19 protein-coding genes are annotated in these 26,482 nt (G+C 67.4%); 13 read left to right on the top strand and 6 right to left on the bottom strand.

All coding sequences use genetic code 11. The features are described 5' to 3' along the window. The first annotated feature begins 135 nt into the window (after nt 1–135). The 6 genes from pglX (at nt 136) to WFK95_RS16890 (ending at nt 12,650) form a co-directional block, all read left to right on the top strand. The gene (pglX, locus tag WFK95_RS16865; protein WP_336671312.1) at nt 136–1,137 is read left to right on the top strand and encodes a BREX-2 system adenine-specific DNA-methyltransferase PglX; all 1,002 of its coding nucleotides are present in this window, start codon (nt 136–138) and stop codon (nt 1,135–1,137) included. Next, nucleotides 1,137–2,543 (top strand): P-loop ATPase, Sll1717 family, encoded by a 1,407-nt coding sequence (locus tag WFK95_RS16870; RefSeq protein WP_336671313.1) that lies wholly within the window; start codon nt 1,137–1,139, stop codon nt 2,541–2,543. Before pglX ends, WFK95_RS16870 begins: the two co-directional genes overlap by 1 nt. Nucleotides 2,544–2,763: 220 nt before the next feature. Next, complete coding sequence (locus WFK95_RS16875) at nt 2,764–6,513, top strand: DUF6079 family protein (protein ID WP_336671314.1); 3,750 nt, start codon at nt 2,764–2,766, stop codon at nt 6,511–6,513. Continuing rightward, nucleotides 6,510–9,248, top strand: coding sequence for a BREX-2 system phosphatase PglZ (gene pglZ, locus WFK95_RS16880; RefSeq protein ID WP_336671315.1), 2,739 nt, complete (start codon nt 6,510–6,512; stop codon nt 9,246–9,248). Before WFK95_RS16875 ends, pglZ begins: the two co-directional genes overlap by 4 nt. Then, on the top strand, nt 9,245–10,534 hold the full coding sequence (brxD, locus tag WFK95_RS16885; protein ID WP_336671316.1) for a BREX system ATP-binding protein BrxD: 1,290 nt from the start codon (nt 9,245–9,247) through the stop codon (nt 10,532–10,534). Before pglZ ends, brxD begins: the two co-directional genes overlap by 4 nt. 7 nt (nt 10,535–10,541) lie before the next feature. Further along, on the top strand, nt 10,542–12,650 hold the full coding sequence (locus tag WFK95_RS16890; RefSeq protein ID WP_336671317.1) for a DEAD/DEAH box helicase: 2,109 nt from the start codon (nt 10,542–10,544) through the stop codon (nt 12,648–12,650). 39 nt (nt 12,651–12,689) lie between these two features. On the opposite strand, the gene WFK95_RS16895 is transcribed toward WFK95_RS16890, so the two are convergent. Both WFK95_RS16895 and WFK95_RS16900 read right to left on the bottom strand, forming a co-directional pair. Then, complete coding sequence (locus WFK95_RS16895) at nt 12,690–13,571, bottom strand: HNH endonuclease (protein ID WP_336671318.1); 882 nt, start codon at nt 13,569–13,571, stop codon at nt 12,690–12,692. Nucleotides 13,572–13,650: 79 nt separating this feature from the next. Then, nucleotides 13,651–15,522, bottom strand: coding sequence for a DUF2075 domain-containing protein (locus WFK95_RS16900; protein ID WP_336671319.1), 1,872 nt, complete (start codon nt 15,520–15,522; stop codon nt 13,651–13,653). 334 nt (nt 15,523–15,856) lie between these two features. Between WFK95_RS16900 and WFK95_RS16905 the strand changes: the two genes are divergently transcribed. From WFK95_RS16905 to WFK95_RS16935, 7 genes are all read left to right on the top strand, one after another. Next, nucleotides 15,857–16,531 (top strand): DUF4352 domain-containing protein, encoded by a 675-nt coding sequence (locus WFK95_RS16905; protein WP_336671320.1) that lies wholly within the window; start codon nt 15,857–15,859, stop codon nt 16,529–16,531. 102 nt (nt 16,532–16,633) lie between these two features. Further along, nucleotides 16,634–17,005 carry a TA system antitoxin ParD family protein gene (locus WFK95_RS16910; RefSeq protein ID WP_336671321.1) on the top strand — a complete coding sequence of 124 codons (372 nt, stop codon included), beginning with the start codon at nt 16,634–16,636 and terminating at the stop codon, nt 17,003–17,005. 95 nt (nt 17,006–17,100) lie between these two features. Then, complete coding sequence (locus WFK95_RS16915) at nt 17,101–18,105, top strand: hypothetical protein (RefSeq protein ID WP_336671322.1); 1,005 nt, start codon at nt 17,101–17,103, stop codon at nt 18,103–18,105. 27 nt (nt 18,106–18,132) lie between these two features. Beyond that, the gene (locus WFK95_RS16920) at nt 18,133–19,143 is read left to right on the top strand and encodes an ankyrin repeat domain-containing protein (protein ID WP_336671323.1); all 1,011 of its coding nucleotides are present in this window, start codon (nt 18,133–18,135) and stop codon (nt 19,141–19,143) included. Between the two features lie 40 nt (nt 19,144–19,183). Then, nucleotides 19,184–20,638 carry a peptide MFS transporter gene (locus tag WFK95_RS16925; RefSeq protein ID WP_336671324.1) on the top strand — a complete coding sequence of 485 codons (1,455 nt, stop codon included), beginning with the start codon at nt 19,184–19,186 and terminating at the stop codon, nt 20,636–20,638. Between the two features lie 101 nt (nt 20,639–20,739). Next, nucleotides 20,740–22,320: a GMC family oxidoreductase gene (locus WFK95_RS16930; protein WP_336671325.1), complete on the top strand. Its 1,581-nt coding sequence runs from the start codon at nt 20,740–20,742 to the stop codon at nt 22,318–22,320. Continuing rightward, nucleotides 22,317–23,804, top strand: coding sequence for an aldehyde dehydrogenase family protein (locus WFK95_RS16935; RefSeq protein ID WP_336671326.1), 1,488 nt, complete (start codon nt 22,317–22,319; stop codon nt 23,802–23,804). Before WFK95_RS16930 ends, WFK95_RS16935 begins: the two co-directional genes overlap by 4 nt. A gap of 4 nt (nt 23,805–23,808) precedes the next feature. Here the strand turns inward: WFK95_RS16935 and WFK95_RS16940 are convergent, their stop codons facing one another. From WFK95_RS16940 to WFK95_RS16955, 4 genes are read right to left on the bottom strand one after another with little or no spacing between them, the layout of a single operon-like run. Next, entirely contained in the window at nt 23,809–24,261 is a 453-nt protein-coding gene (locus WFK95_RS16940) for a PH domain-containing protein (RefSeq protein WP_224646727.1), read from the bottom strand. Between the two features lie 53 nt (nt 24,262–24,314). Continuing rightward, nucleotides 24,315–24,761 (bottom strand): 6,7-dimethyl-8-ribityllumazine synthase, encoded by a 447-nt coding sequence (locus tag WFK95_RS16945; RefSeq protein ID WP_336671327.1) that lies wholly within the window; start codon nt 24,759–24,761, stop codon nt 24,315–24,317. Continuing rightward, complete coding sequence (ribH, locus tag WFK95_RS16950) at nt 24,758–25,237, bottom strand: 6,7-dimethyl-8-ribityllumazine synthase (protein WP_336671328.1); 480 nt, start codon at nt 25,235–25,237, stop codon at nt 24,758–24,760. The genes WFK95_RS16945 and ribH overlap by 4 nt, the downstream gene beginning before the upstream one ends. Next, nucleotides 25,234–26,481 carry a bifunctional 3,4-dihydroxy-2-butanone-4-phosphate synthase/GTP cyclohydrolase II gene (locus WFK95_RS16955; protein ID WP_068520822.1) on the bottom strand — a complete coding sequence of 416 codons (1,248 nt, stop codon included), beginning with the start codon at nt 26,479–26,481 and terminating at the stop codon, nt 25,234–25,236. Before WFK95_RS16955 ends, ribH begins: the two co-directional genes overlap by 4 nt. Nucleotide 26,482 lies beyond the last annotated feature (1 nt).

Here is a 26,482-nt window from a genome sequence, read left to right on the forward strand (position 1 = left end):
GCCGTCAGGTCCGCCTCGGCCGGTTGACGCCCGTCGAATACGAGACGATCATCAACACAGCCGCCTCAGCGGCATGACACCGACACTGTCACCCGATCGTGCAGCAGTCCCTACAGCCTCTACGGTCTGACCGACGTGGACCTCACACTCCCCCCGGGCGCCGCCCCCGGAATCGCGTTGGGCAAACGCGCCTTCGAAATCGCCCTCGCTCGCCGCGCCGCCGCAGGAGAGATCGACACAGCGTGGTTCGCTCGCCACGGATCGACCCCGATCACCGAGATCCCCCAGCACTGGTCCGCCGAATACCGCGACCTCGTACAGCGGAGACTCGACGAGATCGAGTCCAACCAGTACATCCGGCTTCTCGAGAAGCCCGAGTACAAGCGCCGCTGGGCCGGCGAGTCCTGGGAGGCGAAGTTCGAACGTGCTCTCCGAAACTGGCTCCTCGACCGCCTCGAAGACAAGTCCCTCTGGTTCACCCCACAGGGCACACCGCAACCCCTCTCCGTCGCCGAGCTTGCCGCGCGCGTCGAGACGAACCCCGACTTCATCATCGCCCTCGACATGTGGGCCGGCCAGAAGGACGCTCCGGTCACGAAGACACTGGAGAAGCTCCTCAAGGACGAAGCCGTCCCATTCCTCGCCGAACTCCGTTACAAGCCATCCGGTCTGCGCAAACGCGCCGAATGGGAGAAGGTCTGGGAGCTCCAACGCCAGGAGGACGCCGGCCTGGCGAAGGCCGAGGACATCCCCGTCCCCCCGAAGTACACCAGCGCTGATTTCAAGAAGCAGTCCTACTGGTCCCACCGCGGCAAGCTAGACGTCCCCAAGGAACGCTTCATCTCTTACCCCGGCCTGGGCCGCGCTACCGACCCTACCCCTCTCCTCGGCTGGGCTGGCTGGAACCACGCCTACCAAGGCCTCGCAATAGCGTCGATACGGGCAGAGCGTGAGTCAGAAGGCAATCATTCCGTGAATACATCCATTGCCGTCACAGGGGCATTAAACCGTGGATCAAGCAGCATCACTCGAGGGCTGATCCCGTTCTTGATGTCGATATTCACAGCTACCTATACCCCGATTATTGACCACCAATCAGACGGAGACCGTAGAGCACCCGCCCAAAAGGAGCGATAATGCCGCCCGAAGACTACTCTCGACTCGATTTTGGTCGCCTTGAGGCCGAAAGCGACAAAGACCTGCCCAGCTACTTCTTGGCAACTCGCCATGTTCAGGACATAGTTGGTCGTGGAAAATATTTGGTGCTGGGCCGAAAAGGCGCAGGAAAGACCGCCTTATTCAAATACCTTGAATCCAGAATTGAGGAATCATGCCCAGACGTCGAGGTAATCAGCCTCGACTTGATCGACTACGCATTCGAAATACATCGAAATCTCAATCAAGAAGAGTTGACCCCAGCTCGCAGTTATAGCTTGTCGTGGAAACTATTATACTACTATATTGCCGCCGAAAAGATCTTCAATTCTCTCGAAAGAACCGAACAGAAGACGTTGGTCGCGGCGTTCAATCAAATAGGCATAACGAGCGGTGTTGGCAGTTTCGGTGCATTAGGGAACTGGTTCAGAAGATCGCGTGACCCGAAGACACTTACGCTACCGACCGTGGCGGGAGTCGGCGGCGGCGGCATCACGGTAGCAGACGGGCCTCGCGCGGTCGACCCCCAAATGTCGGGCTCTCTGTCAAAGATTGAAGAGATCTTCAGTCAGAACTTCAGTCGGGCTCCGTTTACGGTCCTAGTCGACCGACTCGATGACGCCTGGGACGGATCCGACCAGAGCAAAAAGCTAATTGCCGGCGCAATCAACGCGGCCCGAGACCTTTCAATATCGCTAAGCATTAAAGGCTATCCCGCTCCCGTTGTCGCCTTCTTAAGGACCGATATTTGGAACGCGTTAAGCTTCAATGATCTCAACAAAACCAGCCAGGATCAGGTGCATCTGGACTGGTCCGACAACGAACTTCAAGATATCGTGGCTCTCCGAATTTCCCACTCCTTAGATTGTTCGAAATCCGCAGCCTGGGCCAAAGCCTTCCCGATCGAGGAAATGCGTAACAGACAGTCCGCGTTTAAGTATATGACAAAGAGGACGATGCGACGACCTCGCGACCTCATTGCGTTTTGCATCAATGCCGAAGAGTCCCGTGCCGATATCATGCAGAGCATTTCACCTTCCGATATCTACGAGGGTGAAGGACCGTATAGCGACCACATGCTTCGGGAACTAAAAGACGAAATCGGGTTGCACGAGATCGAATTCGACGAAGTTGTTCGTGCACTTAAAGGCCTCGGGAAGAGATCCCACACTGAATCCGAGTGGTTACAATCCTGTTCTCGGAACAGAATCTCCGAAGGTGACGCCCATAAGGTTCTCGACCTTCTGTTTGACTGCTCCGTTATCGGTGTTTTCAAGTCAGGGTCAACAGTGAAATTCCGCTACGACGACCCCTACCTCGCCCGGCCATCTGAGGGGCTGCAAGTTCACCCATCGCTATTGAAGGCGCTCAACCTGACTGACCGCTGATTCGCGAGCATCGGACGATTATCATGACTTCGCAGCGAAAGTTGCGCACGATTCGGGCTATGAGGACCCGGGCGGCTACTACGCGCAGAGCGCGGCAGGGTGTTGCGACTACGATCGTTGAGGTCGCCACGTCACCGCGGGCGCGTCTGGCTCCGCCCAACTACAACATCCACACGACTAGGCAAAGTGGACCCACGACTTAACGGAGTAGCGAGACACCATGTTCCCAAGCCCAGGCTCACCCGCACGCACACTGCGGGAGACGTTCTCGATCCCCGAATCGCACGGCACGAACGACTACGTGCTGCGCCTGTCGGACTCCGTCGAGCGCGGGCACATGCAGGGCACCGTCGACAACTACGTCGTCACGCCCGCGATCGCCGAGGCATTCGATCAGGCGCTCGGCACCGTCGAAGAGGCGCTCCGCACCGGGGAGAACAAGGCCGCGTACCTGAACGGGTCGTTCGGTTCCGGTAAGTCGCACTTCATGGCCGTGCTGTACGGGGTGCTCGGGCACGCGCCCGAGGCCCTGGCTATCGCTGACCTGCAGCCGATCATCGCGAAGCATCCCAAGATCGCCGACGCGAATCTGCTGCGGCTCACGTTCCACTTCCTCGACTCGACCAGCATCGAGTCGGCGCTGTTCGATCAGTACCTGCGTCAGATCGCCCAGCTTCATCCCGATGCCAGGCCGCCCGTCCTCCACTCCGCCGGCGGGCTCTTCGAGGACGCCGCGCGCCTCCGGTCCGAGATGGGAGACGAGAAATTTTTCGGCGGCCTCAATCAGGGCGAGGCGGCACCGTTGGGCACCGTCAACTGGGCGGCGCTTGGCGCCGCGACCACCACCTGGAACGGCACCACCTACGCCGAGGCCTCCGCGCCCGGCGCCCCTGCGGCGGACCGCGCGCGTCTGCAGCAGGCGCTGATCGCGACGTACTTCACCAGCTTCTCCCGCAACACCGACTGGCTGCCACTCGAAGACGGCCTGGCCGTCATCGCAGACCACGCCAGATCGCTCGGATACGACGGCGTGGTCCTGCTCCTGGACGAGCTGGTCCTGTGGCTCACCTTCCTCATCACCGAGCGCGAGAAGTTCAGCGCCGAGGTCCAGAAGATCACCAAGCTGGTCGAGACCAGCCGCGGGCGCCTCGCCGTCCCGATCGCCTCGTTCATCGCGCGCCAGCACGACCTCTCCAAATGGGTCGCGGGCGGCAGCGATTCCGGCGCCACCCAGCAGGCCGTGGAGCAGGCGTTCGCGCACCAGGCCGGCCGGTTCGGCGAGGTCACGCTCGGTGACGAGAACCTTCCCTTTATCGCGAACAAGCGCCTCCTCCAACCCCTGAACGCGGAAGCGGCCACCGCGCTGCAGGATTCGTTCGGCCGGATCGAGCGCAGCCCCAAGGTGTGGGACGTGCTGCTCGATGGCGTGAATACCGACGATCAGCACCGCGGCGCTGACGCCGACGCATTCAAGCTGACCTACCCCTTCTCCCCCGCCCTCATTGCCACGCTGCGCGCGCTCTCCGGCCAGATGCAGCGCGAGCGCACCGCCCTCAAGGTGATGCAGCAGATGCTGCAGGACGAGGCCGATCAGCTCACCATCTCCAACGTGATCCCCGTGGGCGACGCCTTCGACTACGTGATCGACAGCGCCGGCGGCACCGCCATCAACGCCGCCGCGGCATCCACGTTCAAGACAGCCCGCACCCTGTGGCTGGAGAAGCTGCGACCGCTGCTCTTCCGCGAGGCCGGCGTCGATTCCGACATCGCCGACGCCGAGACCCCGCCCGGACTCCGCGCCGACATCCGCATCGCCAAGACGCTGCTCATGGCCGCGATCGCGCCGAACGTGCCCGCGCTCAAGCAGATCGACGCCAACCGACTGGCCTCCCTCAACCACGGCAGCGTGATCTCCCTGATCCCCGGCGACCAGGCCGGACAGATCCTCGGCAAGGTCAAGCGTTGGGCCGCCGAGATCCCCGAGATCAGCGTGACCTCGGACGCTAACCCGATCATCTCCGCGTCCCTCGAATCGGTCGACTACGAACGGATCGTCAAGCGCGCCTCCGGGGAAGACACCGACGGCCGGCGCCGCGAACTCATCCGCCGGCTCCTCGCCGAGCAATTCGGCGTCGCCGACGCGACCGCCACCATCGACGCTGCCCGCCTCCGCCAGATCGTCTGGCGCGGGACCGAGCGCACCGTCGAGATCGTCTTCGGCAACGTGCGTGACCGCGGCTACCTCTCCGACGAGGCCTTCGTCCCGCGGACGAACGGCGCGCTGCGCCTCGTAGTCGACCTCCCCTTCGACGACCCCGGGCACACCGTCCAGGAGGACCACGACCGGATCGACGAGCTGAGGCGCACCGGCGACGAGGCCTTTACCATCGCCTGGCTGCCCACGTTCTTCGACGACGACACCAACCGCCGCCTCGGCCGGCTCGTGGTGCTCGAGTACCTACTCAATGGCGAACGCTGGGGCACCTATGCGAACGAGCTCCCCGAAGCGGATCGCGCTGCGGCGAAGGCGATCCTCGAGGGCCAGCGCAACCAGACCGTGGCGCAGCTCGGCATGGCGTTGCAAGTGGCGTACGGCGTGGCCGGCGGGGCCACCGCGCCGGAGCCCTACCTCCGGCCTCTGCACTCCGGGGTCAACGTGAGCACGCCGATCGGCGGCACCCTCGGCGCCGCCGCGGACCGACTGTTCGCCGACGCGTTCGCCTCCCGGTTCCCCGAGCATCCCGAATTCTCTCCCGAGGACAAGCTCATCCTGCGGCGTGACCTCAACCTCGTGCTCCGCCGCCTGCGGCAAGCCCAGTCGGTGCCGGACGGCCGGGTGGCCCTCGACCAATCCGAACGCTCGACGGTGCGCCGCATTGTTGGACCACTCGAATTGGCGCGTACCAACGAGACCCACCTCATGTTCGGCCCGGACCAGTTCACCGCCTGGCAGAACCGCATCACCCAGGAGCTGGGTCGCGCCGGGATCGATGAGGGCGGCGCCGTCGAGGTGGCGGCGCTGCGGCAGGCGATCGCGAAGATCGCGGAGCGCCGCGGCCTGACGGACGACATGGTCGACCTGATCGCGGCTGTGTGGGCGACGCGGACCAAGCGGTCCTGGTTCCTGTTCAAGTCGACGGTGGACGAGCCCGCCGTCGGCGAGATCAAGCCGGCCATGGAGCTTCGTCTCGAGCCCCTTCCCGACCAGGCGGTGTTCGAGCGCGCCGTGCAGCGGTGGAAGACGTGGACCGGCCAGAACCTCAGCGAGTACCTCACGGCGACGAATCTCGGCGTGTTCGGTGACGCGGTGCGGGAGTACGCGCGCTCCGAGTTCGCCGGCCGCCGGAGTTTCGTCCGCGAGCTGCAGACGTACTACGAGTACTTCAAGCTCCCGTTCAGCGAGGGCCGCGGTCCGCTTGCGGCCGATCTGATGGAACTGCTTGAGGACCGAGTCCCGGGCACCAAGAACTTGGACCTGGTTCCCCTGATCGCGGACGCGTCGCTCCGCGGGTCCGACATCGAGGTCTCGCAATCGCTGAGCACGGCCGCCGACGTGGCGCAGGCGATCACGAAGAACCCCACGAGGCAGTGGGACGTCCTGCTCCACGCGCCGGGCGACACCCCGCACGGCAGCCAAGCCAAGCGGATCCTGTCCGACATCCAGCAAGCGGTGACGTCACAGGAGTTCGCCATCGGCCTCGCCGGCGCACTGGAGCGCGCCAAGGGCCAGCGCGAGTCGTGGCTGGAGGCCCTCGCGCCCGGCCCCGTCGCTCCGCCTCCGCCGCCGCCGGCGCGACCGGACCCCGACGAGGTTCCGCTGCCGTTCGATACCTCCAAGTCGACGTTCCAGCCGGTCACCCTGGACCTCAATGCGGAGACGGAGTCATTGTTCGAGCGGCACCTTCAGGCGTTGTTGCGCGCCCACCCCGGAGCGCGATTCCAGGTCACCATCACGCGGGTGGACGAGTGACGAGTTCACTACCGGTCGCCGACCGCGCCGGAATCCGCGCGCTGGTACGGCAGCTCAAGGCGAAGGAGTACGCGCGCGGTGCGATCGCCGTCGCGGCGCGACCGGAGTGGTCCGGTGACCCGACGCTCACCGTCGACGGACAGAGCGTCCGCGTGCGCACGGCCCCGAGCGTGCTCGCGATCCGTGACGCTCTCCTGGACCGGCACGAAGTGGACTGGGTCGTGATCCTCACGGACCGTCCGGCGACAGAGATCCCCGTCGGAGTGCAGGACCACCTCACCGGCCGCCACACCCTCTCCCATCTGGATCCGTGGCCCGCGCTCCGTGAGGCGTTCAACGCGACCAGCCAAGAGTTCAGCCTGCTGGGCAACAAGAACGACGCCGCGCGGTCAGCCCTGCGCTCACTCCCGGACGTCGTGCAACCCGCCCCCGGAGGCGTGCTCACCAGCGACCACCTCTTCGGTGCGCTAACGCGCGGCTTCGGACTCGAGGCAGACAGCGTCTCCCCGCATCGCGTGGCGCTGTGGTCGATCTCCTCCACACCTCTCAGGTTCGAGTCCTGGCGGGAGAGTGCCGATCCGGTCCTGCTCGAACAGTTCAACGCCTGGCTATCCGGGCGACTCGGGGATGCGGGCCGCGCCATGACCGCCGTCTGGCGCACGCGCGGGCCGTCCGACCTCGTGCCGCTCGGCCTCGTTGCCGCCCTCACCGACGACACCCATGCCGGCCCGCACTCCCCGGGCGCAGCACGAGATTCCGTGGTCGTGGTCCGCACGCTGCTCGCTCAGGCGCTCGGTGTCGAGCTGACCGAACGCGAAATCCGCGCCTGGGGTACCGCCGCCACGCTCGCCGCTCAGGAGAGCGGCACGGCATCCTTGCTCCGGCGCGCCACCGACCTCGTCGCCGAGTTCCGCGCGGCCCCGCTCGTGGGTCGCTCAGACGTGCTCCCCGACGCACTCCCGCACCGACTCGCTCATTTCGCCGTAGCCCTCGACTCCGCCGTCGAAGGCGGTCCCCTCGCCGACGCCGAAGACAGTTGGGAGGCGGTCCGAGCGCACTCCTCCGCCCTCGCGGACGGACCCGACGCACCGCAGGACGTCCGCGTCGCCCGGTCTGCACTACGCCTCCTGCGATGGACGCGCGGAGAATTCGAGTCGCCCGTCGGGCTGAGCGCCTGGCTGCACGCATACCGCACTGCGATCTCCTGGGTCGACGCGGCGATCGACGAGGCCTTCGTCGGCGCAGAGGATCCCGCACTGCAGTCAGCCAACGGTCGAATCCTGGCGACGGTCCGCGCGCGGCGTGGGAAATACGACCGAGAGTTCGCCAGGGAACTCGCGGCTTCAGCCACGCACGCCCCGTCCGATGACGCGTTCCTCCCGATCGAGAATCTGCTCGACCGCGTCGTCGTGCCACTGACCCAAGCTGCATCGTCGACCTTCGGGGACGATCGGCAGAACCGCTCCCCCGTGCTAGTGATCGTCGCGGACGGCATGGGCTCCGCAGCGGCCAACGAGATCGTCACCGATCTCACCCGACGCAGTCCGCAGTGGCAGCAGTTCACACGGGACGACCTTCCCACCTCAGCTGTCGCAGTCCTTCCCACGGTCACGCGCTTCTCCCGATGCTCGCTGCTCACCGGCGCTCTCACCGCGGGCGACCAAACCAAAGAAAAGCCCGGTTTCGCCTCGTGGCTCGAACGAAACGGACTGCCGGCCAAACAGACTCCGCTGTTTCACAAGGCCCAGATCGATGCACTCGCCGGCGGGTCCCTCGCCCCCGAGGTGCGCGAGTCCATCAACGACACCGTCGACACCCCCGTGGTCGCGTGCGTGCTCAACACGATCGACGACGCCCTGGACAAGTCCGATCCGATCGGCACCGTCTGGACCGTCTCGCACGTGCGGCACCTGGAGGCGCTGCTCGCGGCGGCCGCGACCGTCGGGCGCACCGTCGTCCTCGTCTCCGACCACGGACACGTCGTCGAGCGCAGTGAGGCACCGTCGGTACAGCGCGGCACCCGGACCTCCTCACGGCACCGCCCCGTCGACGAGGCCGCGGAGGCGTACGAGGTTCTCGTGAGCGGCCCACGGGTTCTCGCGGCCGGGAACGAGGAGATCCTCGCCGTCGACGAACAGGTCCGGTACACCGGCAAGAAGGCCGGCTACCACGGCGGCGCGTCGCTCGCGGAAGTCACCATCCCCGTCACGATCCTCGTGAAGGGCGCTCCGCCCGCCCATCTGGACCTCACGCCCGGCGGCATCGAGGCTCCGCAATTCTGGAACGGGTCGCCGGCCTCAAGCATCGGTCCGATACCGATCGCTGCACCGAAGGCACCGATCAAGCCCGCCCGGAGGAAGGCGGAGCCGAAGGGTGACGGTCTGTTCGACCTTCCCGATGCGCCGAGCGCATCACCTTCGGCACCTGTCCACGACAGCGCCGTGGCCGCCCTTGAGGAGAGCGACCTGTTCCGATCACAGATGCGGCTGTTCGCACCCCGGATGAAGGCAGCGGCGGTCGGCAGCGTCATCCGAGAAGCGATCTCGCTGGGCGGCGTCCTGCCACTCACCCGCGTCGATGCACTGCTCGGGTCGACGTCCGCGCGCGTCGGGCGCACCGCCCCCACGCTCCTGCAGGTGTTCAACGTCGACGGCGTGGAGGCCGTCTCGGTGAACGGAACAGAGTTGGTGGTCGCTGCCGATGTTCTCTTCGAGCAGTTCGGAGTTCGACGGTGAGCCCCGTCTCGCCGGTCCGGCGACGCGAGATCCTGCAGTCGCTCCGTCAGGGAACGGTGCCGGATGGCGGGCTCGATGCGCTGGCCGTCGGCATCGACAAATTCGCCGGAGCCATCGACGAGGATCTCGTCGCGGTTGCCGCCGGCGGATCCGCGTTCAAGGCGGTCCGTGGCGAGTACGGCGCGGGTAAGACGTTCTTCGCCCGTTGGGTCGAACAGCGTGCGATGGCACGGGGTTTCGCCGTCGCCGAGGTACAGATCAGCGAGCTGGAGACGCCGCTGCACCGGTTGGAGACCGTGTACCGACGCACGATCGAGGAACTCCGCACCTCGGCCTTCTCCAAGAGCGCTTTCCGCGCCGTGATCGACGCCTGGCTCTACGGCGTCGAGGAGGACGCCGCCGACGCCCTCGGGACCGACGAGGCACCCGCGGCGGAGGTCGAGAAGTTGCTGGAGCAGCGCCTCGCGACGGTCGCATCGTCCACACCGCAGTACCCGATGGTGCTGCGCAAATACCGCGAGGCTCTGGAATCCGGCGACGCCGCCACGGCCGACGGCCTGATCGCCTGGCTCGGCGGGCAGCCCCACGTGGGCGCGCAGGCCAAGCGGTTCGCCGGAGTGAAGCAGGACGTGGACCACTTCCTCGCGATGGGCTTCTTGACCGGCCTACTCTCGGTGTTGAAGGGCTCCCGGCACGCGGGACTCGTCCTCGTGATCGACGAGGTGGAGACCCTGCAGCGCATGCGCCGTGACTCGCGGGAGAAGGCGCTCAATGCACTCCGTCAGTGGCTCGATGAACTGGACTCCGGCCGATACCCCGGGCTGTATCTGCTCATCACCGGCACGCCGGCGTTCTATGACGGCCGCATGGGCGTACAGACACTCCCACCACTTGCGCAACGCCTCCACACTGACTTCGGTGACCCCCGCTTCGACAACCCTCGCGCACCGCAGATCCGGCTCACCGGATTCGACATGGACAAGTTGGTCGAAGTGGGCACACGGGTGCGCGATCTGTACGCCGACGGTGCCGCCTCGCCCTCACGAATTCTGTCTGTGTGCGACGACGCCTACCTGCGGGACCTCGCTGCCGCCGTCGCCGGCGAGCTCGGCGGCAAGGTCGGGGTCTCGCCGCGGCTGTTCCTGAAGAAGTTGGTCGCCGATGTCCTGGACCGGATCGATCAGTTCGAGGACTTCGATCCTCGGCGCGACTACCGACTGACCATCGCTTCCACCGAGCGTGACGAGGTCCTGCGCGCGTCGTCCGCGGACGACGTGGAGCTCTGAGCCGTCCATGACCGGTACCGCGGGATTCGACGCGCTGGACTCTGGTATCCAGCACCACATCGTGAACAGCCTCCGGTGGCCAGGCCTGCGGCCACTCCAGAATCACGCGGTGGCGCCGATTCTGGCCGGCGAAGATGCCATCCTGCTCGCGCCTACGGCCGGTGGCAAGACCGAAGCAGCGGTCTTTCCGATCCTGACCAAGATGCAACGCGAACGCTGGTCGGGGACGTCGGTTCTCTACCTCTGCCCGCTCAAAGCGCTACTCAACAACCTCCAGCCACGCGTCGCCGAGTACGCCGCCTGGGTCGGCCGTGATGCGGCCACGTGGCACGGCGATGTCACGGCAGGACAGCGCAAGCGCATCAAGTCCGAACGCCCGGACGTGTTGTTGACCACGCCCGAGTCCCTTGAATCGATGCTCGTCTCCGAATCGGTCGATCCGGCAGTTGTGCTCGGCGAACTGCGAGCCGTCGTGATCGACGAGGTGCACGCTTTCGCCGGGGACGATCGTGGTTGGCATCTCCTCGCGGTGTTGGCGAGACTCGAGAGTCTCGTCGGTAGGCGGCTGCAGCGGATCGGAATGTCCGCCACCGTCGGTAATCCCGACGACCTCTTGACCTGGCTCCAGGGTGGCGCCCGCACTGCCGGCCGCGTGATCAATCCTCCCGCGCGCCAGGCCGACCCACCGGAGCTCACAGTCGATTCGGTGGGCAACATCGAGAACGCCGCAACGGTGATCGCCGCGCTGCATCAAGGTGAGAAGCGTCTGGTGTTCGTCGATTCTCGGAGGTTGGCCGAGGAACTCGGATCAGAACTTCGAGAACGCGGAATCACCACGTTCGTCTCCCATTCCTCGTTGTCGGCGGATGAACGCCGACAGTCGGAAAAGGCCTTCGCCGAAGCCAGGGACTGCGTGATCGTCGCAACGTCCACGCTCGAGCTCGGCATCGACGTCGGAGACCTCGATCGTGTCATTCAGATCAACGCGCCGAAAAGCGTCTCGTCCTTCCTTCAGCGCCTCGGCCGAACCGGCCGACGCCCCGGCACAGTCCGCAACTGCCTCTTCATGGCGACGAGCGACGAAGCAGTCCTCAACACCCTGGGCATGCTGCACTGCTGGTCGGAGGGCTTCGTCGAACCCGTGCTCGCTCCTCCCGAACCGCGCCACATCGCCGCGCAACAGCTGCTCGCCCTGGCGCTGCAGACTCGCCGCGTACCGATCGACGGTTGGCGCGGCAGCTGGGGTTCCCTCCCACTGTTCGACCACGACGGCGACGAGATCTTCCAGTACCTCCTCGACGAAGGCTTTCTCGAGCATGACTCAGGCACCGCGTTCATCGGTGCCGAGGCGGAGAAGCGCTTCGGGCGCCGCCACTTCATGGAGTTGCTCGCCGTCTTCACTGCCGCCCCCGAGTTCCGCGTCTTCGCCGGCCGGCAGGAGGTGGGGTCGGTGGATGTATCCGTCCTCACCGACCTCGTCGACGGTCCGCGCGTTCTCCTTCTCGGCGGCCGGTCCTGGCAGGTCACCCACGTGGATTGGAAGCGCCGCCAGGTGTACGTCGAATCGAGCACGCTGGCAGGCAAGGCCAAGTGGGGCAGCGCCGCCGACGGTGACTCCTTCGCCCTCACCCGCGGTGCACGCGCAGTCCTGCTCGGTTCCCTGCCCGACGGGGTGACGCTCACTCGACGAGCGTCTGCGACCTTGAGCGACCTCCGCGAGACTTCAGGATGGAGCGTTTCCGAACGCGGTCTTGTTGTGGCGCGGGAGAAGAACGAGTGGCGATGGTGGACGTGGGCCGGCACCAAGGCGAACCGCACCCTTGCGGCATGGGCACCAGACCTCGTCGCTCCTAGGCAATCGTTCAACAGTCGCTATCTGCGCCTCCACGCCGACCTGACCGCCGGCTCGATCGCCGACCAGATCCAGCTACTCCGGCTCGATGACGAGGCGCAACAGCGACTCCCGCTGATCGACGATCGATCCGTCGAAGGGCTCAAATTCTCGGCAGCGCTCCCTGATTACCTCGCACGACGTACCGTCGCCGTTCGCGACATGGACGTCGACGGTGCCCTCGACTGCGCATCCCACGTGGCCGTTGTTCGGTTCAGTGGGTAGGTCCTGCACGTAGTTCCCATCGAGCCGCCTACGCGTATTTCAAATACGAACTTGCCCCGCCGACGTCATGAAGTCGCAGGCTTTCCAGTGGTTCTCCAAGGCCTCGTCGGCAGGCTCCGAGCCGGCGACGATTGGATTGCGCAGAAGTTTTCCATGGAAGTCGCCGTACGCCCCCTCGCGCAGTCCGGGGGCCACACGGACACGACGATCCGCGCCGACGGTGACTAGGAACTTGTCGAACAGCCTGTGCAGGTCGACACGCAGGAGGAGCCCGTTCTTCACCGAATCCGACTGCATGCCCCGGTACGAAACGATGTGAGCCGCCTCGAGTACCTCGGTGACGTCGCTGCCCGATATTGCACATCGACCGTCGTACGCAACCAGAAGACCGTCGCGAAAGCCCGATTGGCCAGGTCGGATCACGACATCGGTGACCCGCCGTAGCCGTCGGTCGGCCGCGTCGAGAAATGCCCCCTTTGCCGTGAGCTGACGAAGCAATGCCTCGTCGATCTCACTCGACGCGTCCAGAAAGAGCGATTTGAGGAACCTCTCTCCTGCGCCGGTCTTCACCTCAATCACAGGGATGTTCGGAGATGCCTTCGTTCCAATGCGCGCACGAAGTTCATCCCACGTCGGCGACGTAACCGGTGCCGCCGCCCGCTTCACTAGGTGCACTCGATATCGGTAGCGAGTCGGTGAATCATCCGTCCAGTGAGCTGGCGGCATTTCCTCTGTTCGAGGCTCGATCGAGCTCGTCGTGGTCGCCCAGCCCACGACCTTCTTCACACCTGCCTGCCAGAAGAAGAGATCATCTCCGGCTCGAATATCGCGACGCTGACCGAAGTCCCACCACTTGTCCTCGAATGCGATCCCCATGTGCTCGGGATACTCGCTGGCGATCGTAACGATCCATGCCGTCATTGCCCATGCGCCCTTCAAGGTTCGCATCGGGTGGAGGCATGTCCTTGCGGAAGCCTGTCGGGCCGAGCTCGTTTCGTTGTTACTGCTGCACGAGACGCCGGAGCGCCTCGCGGGTCTCTTCATCGGTCGAGTACAGAACGGTTCCGACCATGCCGCGGGTGAGCAGCACCTTGTAGGTATTGCGGATCAGCAGGTCGAACCGCACGTCCGTGAGGTTCTTCTTCGACTTGAGGCTGGGATCGCGATTCTCGTCCCGTCGCACGACGAATCGGCCGTCGCGCCAAACGAGGTCCGGCCCGAGGATGACGCCACTCCAGTCGTATTCGAAGCCCTGCGCCGTGTACACGCATCCGACCTGCCCGAAGCCGCCGTCCTCGGTCGCCCACAGCTGCGAGGGCGGAACATCGCCCATCCGTCGGTCGGACTTGGAGTTCCACGGCCGGGCCCAATCGTCGATCACGACATCGGGTACCAGCGTCCGTTCGGGGGTGGGATCGCTCCACGGCCAGCAATAGCCGGCGGTCATGCGCGCGGAGTAGCCCTTGTCCCGCTGCTCGCTGAGTGTCCGTTCGAAGTCCCAGGGCGTCTCCGCGATCCGCACCTCGAAGCCGTCGTCTCCCGTCCACGTCCATGGCGCCCGCTCACCGAGCCCTACGAGGTCCAGTACCCATTCGACGTACCGCTCACTGCCCCCGCAGCGGAACTGGTCGTCGAGCGCGATGTGCACCGTCTCCAGGCCGAGCGAGGCGGCGTAGGCGCGGATCTGAGGCAGCGAACCCAGTTCTCCGGGTCGCACCACTTGGTGTTCGTCGAGGAGGAAGAGCGGCACCCGAGCAGCAGCGATGAGCTCGTCCACCTGCGGACGCCCGGTCCGGTCGGCCGCGCGCGTGTACCTGTTGGCAGAAGTCTCCCGGATCCGGTGCGCCTCGTCGAGGATGAGTACGTCGAGCCCGTTGCGGTCCGCGGTGACGAACTGGTTGAAGTATTTGAACATCGCCTTGACGCGGGGCGCCCGGGCACCCGCGACCTGACGCAGGGTTGTGGTGAACGACCGGGACCCAGTCGCGTGCAGCACCGTCCGGCCCCGTCGGGCGAGATCTCCGAGAAGGGCGAGCGCGATCGCACTCTTGCCACTCCCGGGGCCGCCCGTCACCACGAGAACGCGCTTCGTGTCGGCGGCCCGGGCCCGCTCCACGTCGTGCAGTACCAGGTCGACCGCGAGCTTCTGGTTGCCGATCAAGTGGAAGACCTGCCGTTCGCGCACCTCCTCCGCAGCGACGGCGAGCAGTTGCTGCGACGGTGCGGCGGGCGAGTTCAGCAGGGCATCGGCTGCGTAGCCGGACGGCGCACCGGGCTTGAGCCGAGTGCGGAGGTACGCGAGCATGGCGTCGGTGTCAGCCCCGGTGAACAGACGCCCCTCAGCCGTTGCGGGGTAGGCACTGAGGTCGGCGACTTCGCCGGGATCGTGGACGTTGTGTAGGTACGCGATACCTGCCAGCGGATCATCCTGACCGCGCAACGCTCGGGCGAAGTCCCCGATGTACTCGCAATAGCCGGCCACCTGGGCGACAGGGTGTAGCACCGGACCACCGAGGTGCGGGACGGTCACCATGCCCGGATCGTCCTCGAACAAGGCAGCGGACGACCACTGCTTCAGCTCGACCACCACGTACGACGGTGCGCCGGTATCGGGGTGGACACCCGCGAGCACGACGTCGGCGCGTCGCGAGGACAGCGGCAGCTTGTACTCGATCAGCATCTCGACGTCGCCGAGGCCACCGTGCCGCAGGTCCGCGGCGAACGACGGGAGGCTGTTCCCCCACGACCGCTGCTCGGCGCGGGCGACGGTGATTCCGCGTTCGAACAACATGCGCTCCAGCAGCTTCTCCACGAGCGACTCCGAGGTGTACTCCTCGAGCAGTCGGTTCGCGGTGACCCGCAACAACGTCACGCCAGAATCCCCCAGGGCAGCACGAATGATCGTGCGGAGGGGATCTGCCCTGGGCGGGAGTTCCGTCGAACCGCTGACCTGAGACTACCGCGATGCCGAAGACCGACAGCAGAAACTTGTCAGTGGGCGGTGCGATGCTCCTTCCATCAGGTCCTGGGGAGGATGAAATGACCACACGCACAAGCATTCTGACTTGAACTAACAGTCATCACTTCTGACGGGCGCGGTCCGCGCACCGTCGGCCTGATCCAACGGAGCCGAGGGCTCCACTCACGACGTGAGGCACTTCCCGCCTCAGGTCGACTTCACAGATCCCAAGAATCGAGGATTCGTCATGTCTCAGCAGCCCTTCCCGCTGCAGCCCGGCCAGCCCGAGCAGCCCGGTCAGCCCTACGCCGGCCAGCCGTACCCGGGCCAGCCCGCGCCCTACGGCGCTCCGCCCGCTCCCCCTGCCAAGAAGAAGCGCAAGTGGCCGTGGATCGTGCTCGCGGTGATCGCCTTCCTAGTGGTCGTCTCGGTCGCAACCGGCGGCGGCGACAAGGACGAGGCGACCGCCGCCGGCGGCACCACGGCCGGCACTGCCGCCACCGAGAAGGCGGACCCGAAGGCCGTGGGCCTGAACACCCCCGTCCGCGACGGGAAGTTCGAGTTCGTGGTGACCGGTGTCCAGACCGGGCTCGCCGAGGTGGGCGACAACCCGTATCTCGCGAAGAAGGCCCAGGGCCAGTTCGTGGTCGTCGCGATGACGGTGAAGAACATCGGCACCAAGCCGCAGGACTTCAGCCCGTCGTCGCAGAAGGTCAAGGATGCGCAGGGCCGCTCGTTCGAATCGGACTCCATGGCGCAGATCGCGCTCGGCGACTCCGACGTGCCGGTGTGGGACAACATCAACCCCGGCAACACGGTGCAGATCAAGGTCGTCTTCGACATGCCCAAGGACGCCGAGCCCGCCACCATCGAGCTGCATGACTCGATGTTCTCCGGCGGCGCGACGGTCGCCCTGAAGTAGTCGACAGGAGCTCCGGACCACCGTCTCGGCGGTGGCCGGAGCGCCACGACGGCGCCTAGCATTGTGTTATCGCATCGATCTGGTCGACGGAGGAGAACCACGATGTCGCACACAGTCCGAATCGCCGACGACATCGTCGAACACGCCCACGCCGAAGCCGCTCGACGTGGCCGATCCGTTGCCGACCAGATCGATCATTGGGTCAGGATCGGTCGAGAGATAACGCACGACACTCCCTCACGACGCCGTGTCGAGTCCGCTCGTGCTGGAACCGTTCCCATCAGTGCTCTCACCCGCGAAGAAGCGCGGCTGTACGGCGCACTCTTCCGAATGGAACTCCAGCAGAAGCTGCACGAGACCGATTTCGGCGAGATCTTGGCCGCGGAGGGAGTCGTCACAGTTGTCCTGGACGACCAGGGCCGCCTCGTCGAACACCACCCCGATGGCACGGAGGTCGTCCTTTCGGACGATTGACAATGGTCATCCGCGTCGACGCTGCCGAGCCAACGAAAATCTCAGCGCTACGAGACGCCGGTACATTCGAGGTAGGGATCTGGAGGAGGTTCGAGATGGCGGAGACGGTGCCCCAGGAGATCGCCCGCCGGGTGACCACGGCGGCGGATGCAGTTCCGGTCGGGCGGGAGCAGGCACAGGCCGCGGCGCATGACGCCGCCCACTACCTGCAGAACCTGCGCGCGACCGCGATCGACGACGCCTACCGGCGGTTCACCGCGAGCAACACGCCGGGCTACCCGGCACATCTGCAGTACGGGCCGCCGCCGCAGTTCAAGAAGGGTGCGGCGGTCGTCGTCGTGATCGCCGCTCTCGTGGTCAGCAGCGCGATAGCGACGTCCGGCGTCCCCGCGATCCTGATCTTCCTGCTCGCGGCCGCCGGAGTCGCCGGGTTCCACTTCTGGCGGCTCACGCGCTACAAGAACCGGATCGCTGAGCGGGAGCAGGCGCGTCTCGCCGCGAATCCGTGGCCGTTCCGCGCCGAGCGCACCCCCGCGTACAACCCCGACGCCGAACCGGGCCAGACCCGCGTGGAGACCCGCCTCCTGGGCGTCGCGGTCCTGCTCACCGAGGAGATCCGGCGCTCTCCCGCCTGGAACAACCCGCTCCTCGACCAGCACCGCGTCCGGATCAACCTCGACGCCACGCTGCAGGACATCAGCCACCGCGCCCACCGCGTGTGGCGCATGCGCACCGACACCCCACGCCCGTCGGGCGCCTCGCCGGCGGCGCCCGCGCTGGCCCAGCACATCGACGAGTACACGCACGCCGCGCGCATGGCCGAGGACGCCCTCCGCGATCACGTGGCCGCCCTCGCCGAGTACCTGGGTGAACTGCGCCCCGTCGAACGGCTCCTGGGCGACCTGCAGATCCTGGACCGCACCAACAGCAGCGCCCACCGCGAGCTGCTGGACCAGCTGTACCGGGACGCCGTCGGCAACGAGGCCGACGCGCTGCGCTTCCAGCACCACGCGGACGAGCTGCGCGACCTGCAGGCCAGCCTCGACGCCCAATTCACCTTCCTCCGCGAGCAGGTGGCCCGCACCAACCTGCCGCGCTGACCACACGTCCACCCACCGAGAGGCGCCATGCCCCAGCGAGCACGCAGCGGCTCCCCCGACGCGTCGAACGCCGACCTCACCGTGGACCCGTGCGCCGTGGACGAGGCCGCGCTCCCGCCCGCGGACCTGTTCTGCTCGCTGGCGTGCCTGCGCTACGGACCGTCGGACGAGCCGCCGCGCTGGCGTGCCGCCGCCGACCTGCTCGCACAGGCCCCCGGCATCGTCGAGCGCTCTGTCTGGGCGGCGTCGGCGGCGCGCGACGCCGATGCGGTGGCCGCACACCTGCGTGCCGATCCCTCCCTGGCGGCCGCCCCGGGCGGCCCCTTCGGCTGGCACCCCCTCAGCTACCTCTGCTATTCGCGCCTCCCGATCGACGCGGCGATCGATCGCTCGCTCGACGCCGCGACGCTGCTCCTCGACGCCGGCGCCGACCCGAACACCGGCTTCCTGCACTCCGGCCTGCCCACCCCGTTCACCGCCCTCACCGGAGTCTTCGGCGAGGGCGAGCAGGGCGCCGGCCGCGAGCCGCGGCACCCCCGCGCCCAGGAACTGGCCGCCCTCCTGCTGGACCGCGGAGCGCACCCCGCCGACCAGCAGACGCTCTACAACCGGATGTTCCGGCCCGACGACACGCACCTCCAGCTGCTCTTCGCGCACGGCCTCGCCGACGCCGGACCGAGTCCGTGGGAGACGCGCGTCGGTACCGAGACGGAGAACCGCGCGCAGGTCTGGCGCCGGCAGATCGACTGGGCCGCGCAGCACGGCTTCGCCGCGCGCCTGAACCTCCTCGCCGAGCACGGCATCGACGTCACGGGAGTCACAGTCACCGTCCCGACCGTCCCCGACGACCCGAACGCGAGGGACAGCGAGGGCGCGACGCCGCTGCACCACGCCGCCTGGGCGGGCGACCTCGACCTGATCCGCACGCTCCTCGACGCCGGTGCCGACCGCACCGTCGTCGACCTGCAGTACGGCACCACGCCGCGCGAGTGGGCCGAGCACGCGTACCAGCCGGAGGCGGAGCGACTCCTGCGCTGAGCTGCCACGCCGGGCGCCCCGGGCATGGTTACATCGACAAATGACCACCACCCCCGGTTACAAACCCGACACCCGCTTCTTCGGACATCCCTGGCCGCTGGTGAACCTGTTCGGCGTCGAGATGTGGGAGCGCTTCTCGTTCTACGGGATGCAGGCGATCCTCGCGTACTACCTGTACTATTCGGCGTCCGAGGGCGGCCTCGGCTTCGACAAGACCACCTCGCTCGGAATCGTCGGCGCCTACGGCGGATTCGTCTACCTCTCGACCATCGCGGGCGCCTGGGTCTCCGACCGCCTGCTCGGCGCCGAGCGCACCCTCTTCTACTCCGCGTGCCTCGTGATGGCCGGGCACATCGCCCTCGCGGCCATCCCCGGCGCGACCGGCGTCGCGATCGGCCTGGTGCTCGTCGCCGTCGGCTCGGGCGGCGTGAAGGGCAACGCCACCAAGGTGGTCGGCGACCTCTACCCGGCGGGCGACACCCGCCGCGACGCGGGCTTCTCACTCTTCTACATGGGCGTCAACCTGGGCGCCTTCATCGGCCCCCTGCTCACCGGGTACCTGCAGGACAACGTCGGCTTCCACTGGGGCTTCGGCCTGGCCGCGGTCGGCATGGCGCTCGGCCTCCTCCAGTACGGGCTCACCCGCAAGATGCTCCCCCGGATCAGCCAGGAAGTGCCGAACCCCGCCTCGCGCACCGACATCCAGCGCGTCGCCACAGGCGCCGTGGTCGCGATCGCGATCGTCGCGGGCCTCATCCTGACCGGCGTGATCACCGCGAAGAACCTGGTGGACGCTGTGATCATCACCGTCGCCGCGATCTCCCTCGCCTACTTCGTCTTCCTCCTCCGCAGCAACCGGGTCGACGATGCCGAACGCAACGGCATCAAGGCCTTCATCCCCCTCTTCCTCTCCCAGGTCGCCTTCTGGGCACTGTTCCAGCAGATGTTCACGTTCGTCGCGGTCTACGCCGACGAGCGCCTCGACCGCACCCTCGGCGGCTGGGAGTTCCCCGCCTCCTGGATCCAGTCCGTCGATCCGGTCTACATCCTGATCTTCGCGCCCGCCTTCGCGGCGCTGTGGACGAAGCTCGGCCCGCGCCAGCCCAGCACGCCGATCAAGTTCGCCATCGGCACCATGGGCATCGGCGTCGCCTTCCTCGCCTTCCTGCTCATGCCCGCGGGCGTGAACACGGCGCCGCTGATCGGCCTGCTCGGGATCATGCTGATCTTCGCGCTCGCCGAGCTGTGCATCTCCCCCGTCGGCCTCAGCGTCTCCACCAAGCTCGCGCCGCGCGCCTTCGCGACGCAGATGGTGGCCCTGAACTTCCTGTCCATCAGCCTCGGCACCGCCCTGGCCGGCCGCCTCGCGACGTTCTACGACCAGGACGACGAAGCGCCCTACTTCCTGATCCTGGGCGGCACCGCCATCGCCATCGGCCTGGTCGTCGTGGCCCTGACCCCGATGATCAAGCGCCTCGCCCCCGCCGTCGCCTGAGGGTGACCTGAGGGCACCGTCGAACCTGTCCAATCCCTTCACGCCCACGAGACTTCCGAGTAACTTCGTCACCAAGCACTGGAACGACGCGAGGAGCGGGTTTGCCGGCGGACGAGTACGACTACATCGTGGTGGGGGCCGGCAGCGCGGGCGCCGTCATGGCGGCGCGCCTGTCGGAGGATCCGGGCGTCTCCGTCCTGCTCCTCGAGGCGGGTGGCGAGGCGGATGCGGACGAGATCCACATCCCGCTCGCCTTCTCGGCGCTGTTCAAGACGAAGTGGGACTGGAACTACACCACCACCCCGCAGAAGCACCTCGACGACCGGCCGACGTACTGGCCGCGGATGAAGGCGCTCGGCGGCTGCTCGTCGATGAACGCGATGATCTACATCCGCGGCAACCGTGCGGACTTCGACGCCTGGGAATCGGAGTACGGCGCCACCGGCTGGTCGCACGACGACGTGCTGCCCTACTTCAAGAAGGCCGAGGGCAACGCCGCCCGCCGCGACGAGTTCCACGGCACCCACGGCCCCCTCAATGTCGAGGACCGGGTGTACACGCACCCGCTCGTCAACGCGTGGGTGGACAGCGCCGTCAGCTCCGGACTGAAACGGAACAACGACTTCAACGGCGCCACCCAGGACGGCGCCGGCCTGTACCAGGTCACCTGCAAGGGAGGTCGGCGCTGGTCGACCGACAAGGCCTACATCGAACCGGCGCGCTCGCGGCCGAACCTCACGGTCGCACTGGGCGCCACCGCCCGGAGGATCGAGTTCGACGGTGACCGCGCCACGGGCGTGACCTTCAAGCAGCAGGCCGCGGAGCACACCGCGAAGGCCCGCCGCGAGGTGATTTTGTCCGGGGGCGCGATCAACTCGCCGCAGCTGCTGATGCTCTCGGGGATCGGCCCGGCCGAGCACCTGGCCGAGTTCGGTATCGACACCCGGGTCGCCCTCGCCGGGGTCGGCGCCAACCTGCACGATCATCCGATCGTGCCGATCATCTTCGACACCCACGGCGCGAGCGACCTCATGGAGGCGCAGAACCTGCAGAACCTCCTGCGCTGGAAGCTGCTCGGCAACGGCCCGCTGGCGTCCAACGGCGGTGAGGCGGGCGGCTTCTTCCGCTCCCGCGACGATCTCGAGCACCCGGACCTGCAGTACCACGTCATGGGATCGGGCTTCTACGACAACATGCTGCACGAGCCGACGAAGCGCGGATTCATCTGCGGCCCCACGCTGGTCAACGTCGCCAGCCGCGGCCAGGTGCGGCTGCGCTCGGCGAACCCCGACTGGCACCCGTCGCTGGAGCCGAACTACTTCGATCAGCAGGCCGACCTCGAGGCGCTCCTCGCGGGCACGCGGGCCGGCTTCGAGCTGTGCCGCCAGGGGCCGCTCGCGCGCAACCTGGGCAAGCCCTGGCACGTGCCCGAGGATCCGTCGGACGACGACTTCCTCGCCCTGATCCGGACCTACGCCCAGACCCTGTTCCATCCGGTGGGCACCTGCGCGATGGGGTCCGGCGAGGACTCCGTGGTGGACCCGCAGCTGCGCGTCCGCGGCACCGAGGGACTGCGCGTGGTCGACGCCTCGGTGATGCCGATGATCACGCGCGGCAACACGAACGCCCCCACCATCATGATCGCCGAGAAGGCGGCCGACGAGATCAGGAAGTCAGCATGACCGCAGCGAACACGAAGACCTTCGACTCCCTCAACCCCCGCACGGGCGACGTGGTCGAGACGTACCCGATCCACTCCGCCGACCACGTGCACGCCGTCGTGGCGCGGGCCCGCGAGCAGGCCGACTGGTGGCAGGAGATCGGCTTCGACGGCCGCAAGCAGGCCCTCAACACGTGGAAGGGCGTGATCACCCGGCGGATCAACCAGCTGGCGCAGATCGTGCACGACGAGACGGGCAAGCCGCACGGCGACGCCCTGCTCGAGGCCGCCCTCGGCATCGACCACCTCGCCTACGCCGCCAACCACGCGAAGAAGGTCCTCGGGCCGCGGCGCGTCGGCTCGGGCCTGGTCATGGCGAACCAGTCGGCGACGGTGCGCTACCACCCGCTCGGCGTCGTCGGCGTCATCGGCCCGTGGAACTACCCCGTCTTCACCCCGATGGGATCGATCGCCTACGCCCTCGCCGCCGGCAACGCCGTCGTCTTCAAGCCCTCGGAGTACACGCCCGGCGTCGGCGTGTGGCTGGCCCGCACGTTCGAGGAGGCCGTCGGCCGCCCCGTACTGCAGGCCGTCACGGGCCTCGGCGAGACCGGCAACGCGCTGTGCACCTCGGGCGTGAACAAGGTGGCCTTCACCGGCTCCACCAACACCGGCAAGAAGGTCATGGCCGCGTGCGCGGAGACACTGACGCCGGTGGTGATCGAGGCCGGCGGCAAGGACGCCTTCCTCGTGGACCGCGACGCCGACCTCGACGCCGCCGCCGACGCCGCGGCCTGGGGTGCCTTCGCCAACGCCGGCCAGACCTGCGTCGGCGTGGAGCGCGTCTACGTGCACAAGGACGTCTACGACCCGTTCCTGGAGAAGCTGGTCGCCAAGGCCCGCGAGGTCACGGCGAACGACTCGGAGGACTCCAAGATCGGCCCGATCACCATGCCGAGCCAGCTGGCGATCATCAAGTCGCACATCGAGGACGCCCTCGCCCGCGGCGGCCGCGCCCTCGTCGGCGGCGTCGACGCGGTCGGCGAACGGTTCGTCCAGCCGACGGTGCTCGTCGACGTCCCCGAGGACTCGATCGCGGTCACCCAGGAGACCTTCGGCCCGACGGTGACCGTCGCCAAGGTCGACACCATGGACGAGGCGGTGGAGCTCGCCAACGCCACGAAGTACGGCCTCGCGGCGACGGTCTTCTCCAAGGCCCGCGGCATGGAGCTTGCGGACCGGATCCGCTCCGGCATGGCGGCGGTGAACGGCATCATCACGTTCGCCGGCGTGCCGAACCTGCCCTTCGGCGGCGTCGGCGAGTCGGGCTTCGGCCGCATCCACGGCCCCGACGGCCTGCGCGAGTTCACTTACGCCAAGGGCATCGCCCGCAAGCGCTTCAACCCGCTGCTCAACCTGACGAGCTTCGCGCGCACCGCGGCGCAGGAGGGTCAGCTCACGCAGCTGATGACGATCCTGCACGGGCGCGGAGGCACGATCAAGTAGCGGTTCAGCGCTGGTAGACGGCGGCGACCTCGCGGGCGCGATCCAAGGACTGCACCGCGAGCTCGCCGTCGCGGGCCTGGATGGCCCAGACCGCGACGAACTCGTCGCGCGGCAGTTCGAGGTGCGCGAACTGCGCGCCCTCGGGGAACGAGAAGCCCTCGACGACGTCCCACGGGTACGTGTTCTCGTTGAGCAGGTTCCGCACCGTCACCCCGTCGGGGCCGAGACGCAGCCGGGGGCGGGCGAAGAGCAGCGCGCCGCAGGCCAGGATGATCCCGATGCCCACCATGCCCGCCTGATCGCCGGTCTTGAAGGCGATCCCCGAGTCGCCGCCGGCCTTGAGCAGCCAGGCGACGAAGGCGTGGCCCAGGACCAGCACCACGGCGAACGACCAGGCGTAGATCTTGATCTTGCGCGGGGTCACTTCGAGCACGGGCTGCGTGGTCGCGTCGGTCATCACGGGCGCCATTCTACGGAAAGCGGACAGCGGGCCGTCGCCCGCGGCCGCGGCTACGCGGTCGGCAGGGCGGCGTGCACCGTCAGGGTGGTGTCCACGGCGCGGGCGGCCTCGGCCCCCTTGCCCACGAAGTGCCGCTCGAAGTAGGCCGTGTGCTCGTCGTGCTCGTGGAAGTGGTGCGGGGTGAGCACCACCGAGAACACGGGCACGTCGGTGTCGAGCTGCACGCGCATCAGGCCGTCGATGACGGCGGTCGCGACGAAGTCGTGCCGGTAGATGCCGCCGTCCACGACGAGGCCGGCGGCCACGACGGCCGCGTAGCGCCCGGTGGTGGCGAGCCGCTTCGCGGTGAGCGGGATCTCGTAGGCGCCGGGCACCTCGAAGACGTCGACCTCGGCACCGTCGTGGCCGAGGCGCTGCCACTCCTCGACGAAGCCGTCGCGGGCCCGGTCGACGATGTTGCGGTGCCAGGTGGCCTGGACCAGGGCGATGCGGCTCATCGGGCCGCCCGCAGCCTGCGCAACGTGAGCGCGGTGTCGAGCGCGGCCGACGCGGCCTGCTCGCCCTTGTCCTCGGCCGAGCCGGGCAGGCCCGCGCGGTCGAGGGCCTCGGCCTCGGTGTTCGTGGTGAGCACGCCGTTCCCGACGGGGACGCCGGCGTCGAGCGAGACGCGCAGCAGGCCCGCGGTGAGCGCATCGCAGACGTACTCGAAGTGGGGGGTGCCGCCGCGGATCACGACGCCGAGCGCCACGACCGCGTCGTGGTTCTTCGTCAGTTCCTGCGCGACGACCGGCAGCTCGACGGCGCCCGCCACCCGCTCGACGGTGACGTGCCGTACGCCCGCGGCCTCCGCGGTCCGCACGGCGCCCGCGAGGAGCGCCTCGCAGACGGTGTCGTGCCAGCGGGACGCGACGATCGCGAGCCGCAGGTCGGCCGCACCGTCGAGAGCGATGTCGGGGATTCCAGCGCCGCTCACGCGGTACCTCCCTGGTCGAAGTGGTCGAGGTCGCGCAGGTCGTGCCCCATCCGGTCGCGCTTGGTGCGCAGGTAGTGGATGTTCTCGGCGTTGGCGCGCAGCGGCATGGCGACCCGCTCGGTGATCTGCAGTCCGTAGCCGTCGAGGCCGACGCGCTTGGCCGGGTTGTTGGTGAGCAGGCGCATCGACGTGATGCCGAGGTCCACCAGGATCTGGGCTCCGAGGCCGTAGTCGCGGGCGTCGGCGGGCAGGCCGAGCTGGAGGTTCGCGTCGACGGTGTCGGCGCCGCCGTCCTGCAGCTGGTACGCCTGCAGCTTGTGCATGAGGCCGATCCCTCGGCCCTCGTGCCCGCGCATGTAGAGCACCACGCCGCGGCCCTCCTGCGCCACCATCTCCATGGCGGCGTCCAGCTGGGGGCCGCAGTCGCAGCGCAGCGAGCCGAAGACGTCGCCGGTGAGGCACTCGCTGTGCACGCGAACGAGCACGTCGGCACCGTCGTCCGCGGTGATGTCGCCCTTGACCAGCGCGACGTGCTCGACGTCGTCGTGGATCGAGGTGTAGCCGACGGCCTGGAAGTCGCCGTAGCGGGTGGGGATGCGCGCGGAGGCGACCTGCACGACGTGCTTCTCGTTCTTGCGGCGCCAGGCGATCATGTCGGCGATGGAGATCATGGCGAGGCCGTGGTCGTCGGCGAAGACCCGCAGCTCGTCGGACTTGGCCATGCCGCCCGGGTCCTTCTCCGAGACGATCTCGCAGATCACGCCGGCGGGGGCGAGCCCGGCCAGGGTGGCGAGGTCGACGGCGGCCTCGGTGTGGCCGGGGCGGCGCAGCACGCCGCCGTCCTTGGCGCGCAGCGGCACGACGTGCCCGGGCCGGGTGAAGTCGTCGACCGTCGAGCTCGGGTCGGCCAGCTTCAGCATGGTGGTGGCGCGGTCGGCGGCGGAGATGCCGGTGCCCACGCCCTCCTTGGCGTCGACGGTGACCGTGTAGGCGGTGCCGTGCTTGTCCTGGTTGGTCGAGTACATGGGCGGGAGACCCAGCTTGTCGCAGGTGGCGCCGTCGAGCGGCACGCACAGGTAGCCGGAGGTGTAGCGGACCATGAAGGCCACCAACTCGGGCGTCGCCTTCTCGGCGGCGAAGATGAGGTCGCCCTCGTTCTCCCGGTCCTCGTCGTCGACCACGACGACGGCCTTGCCTGCGGCGATGTCCGCGATGGCGCGCTCGATCGAATCCATTCTCGTCATG

The sequence above is a fragment of the Tsukamurella sp. USMM236 genome, from assembly GCF_037148755.1.
GTDB lineage: Bacteria > Actinomycetota > Actinomycetes > Mycobacteriales > Mycobacteriaceae > Tsukamurella.

What these genes read in the sequence shown, in the direction of transcription:
- WFK95_RS16870 (WP_336671313.1), top strand. Translation starts at nt 1,137, where the DNA reads ATGCCGCCCGAAGACTACTCTCGACTCGATTTTGGTCGCCTTGAGGCC.
- WFK95_RS16875 (WP_336671314.1), top strand. Translation starts at nt 2,764, where the DNA reads ATGTTCCCAAGCCCAGGCTCACCCGCACGCACACTGCGGGAGACGTTC.
- WFK95_RS16890 (WP_336671317.1), top strand. Translation starts at nt 10,542, where the DNA reads ATGACCGGTACCGCGGGATTCGACGCGCTGGACTCTGGTATCCAGCAC.
- WFK95_RS16895 (WP_336671318.1), bottom strand. Translation starts at nt 13,571, where the DNA reads ATGACGGCATGGATCGTTACGATCGCCAGCGAGTATCCCGAGCACATG.
- WFK95_RS16905 (WP_336671320.1), top strand. Translation starts at nt 15,857, where the DNA reads ATGTCTCAGCAGCCCTTCCCGCTGCAGCCCGGCCAGCCCGAGCAGCCC.
- WFK95_RS16910 (WP_336671321.1), top strand. Translation starts at nt 16,634, where the DNA reads ATGTCGCACACAGTCCGAATCGCCGACGACATCGTCGAACACGCCCAC.
- WFK95_RS16915 (WP_336671322.1), top strand. Translation starts at nt 17,101, where the DNA reads ATGGCGGAGACGGTGCCCCAGGAGATCGCCCGCCGGGTGACCACGGCG.
- WFK95_RS16920 (WP_336671323.1), top strand. Translation starts at nt 18,133, where the DNA reads ATGCCCCAGCGAGCACGCAGCGGCTCCCCCGACGCGTCGAACGCCGAC.
- WFK95_RS16925 (WP_336671324.1), top strand. Translation starts at nt 19,184, where the DNA reads ATGACCACCACCCCCGGTTACAAACCCGACACCCGCTTCTTCGGACAT.
- WFK95_RS16935 (WP_336671326.1), top strand. Translation starts at nt 22,317, where the DNA reads ATGACCGCAGCGAACACGAAGACCTTCGACTCCCTCAACCCCCGCACG.
- WFK95_RS16940 (WP_224646727.1), bottom strand. Translation starts at nt 24,261, where the DNA reads ATGACCGACGCGACCACGCAGCCCGTGCTCGAAGTGACCCCGCGCAAG.
- WFK95_RS16945 (WP_336671327.1), bottom strand. Translation starts at nt 24,761, where the DNA reads ATGAGCCGCATCGCCCTGGTCCAGGCCACCTGGCACCGCAACATCGTC.
- WFK95_RS16955 (WP_068520822.1), bottom strand. Translation starts at nt 26,481, where the DNA reads ATGACGAGAATGGATTCGATCGAGCGCGCCATCGCGGACATCGCCGCA.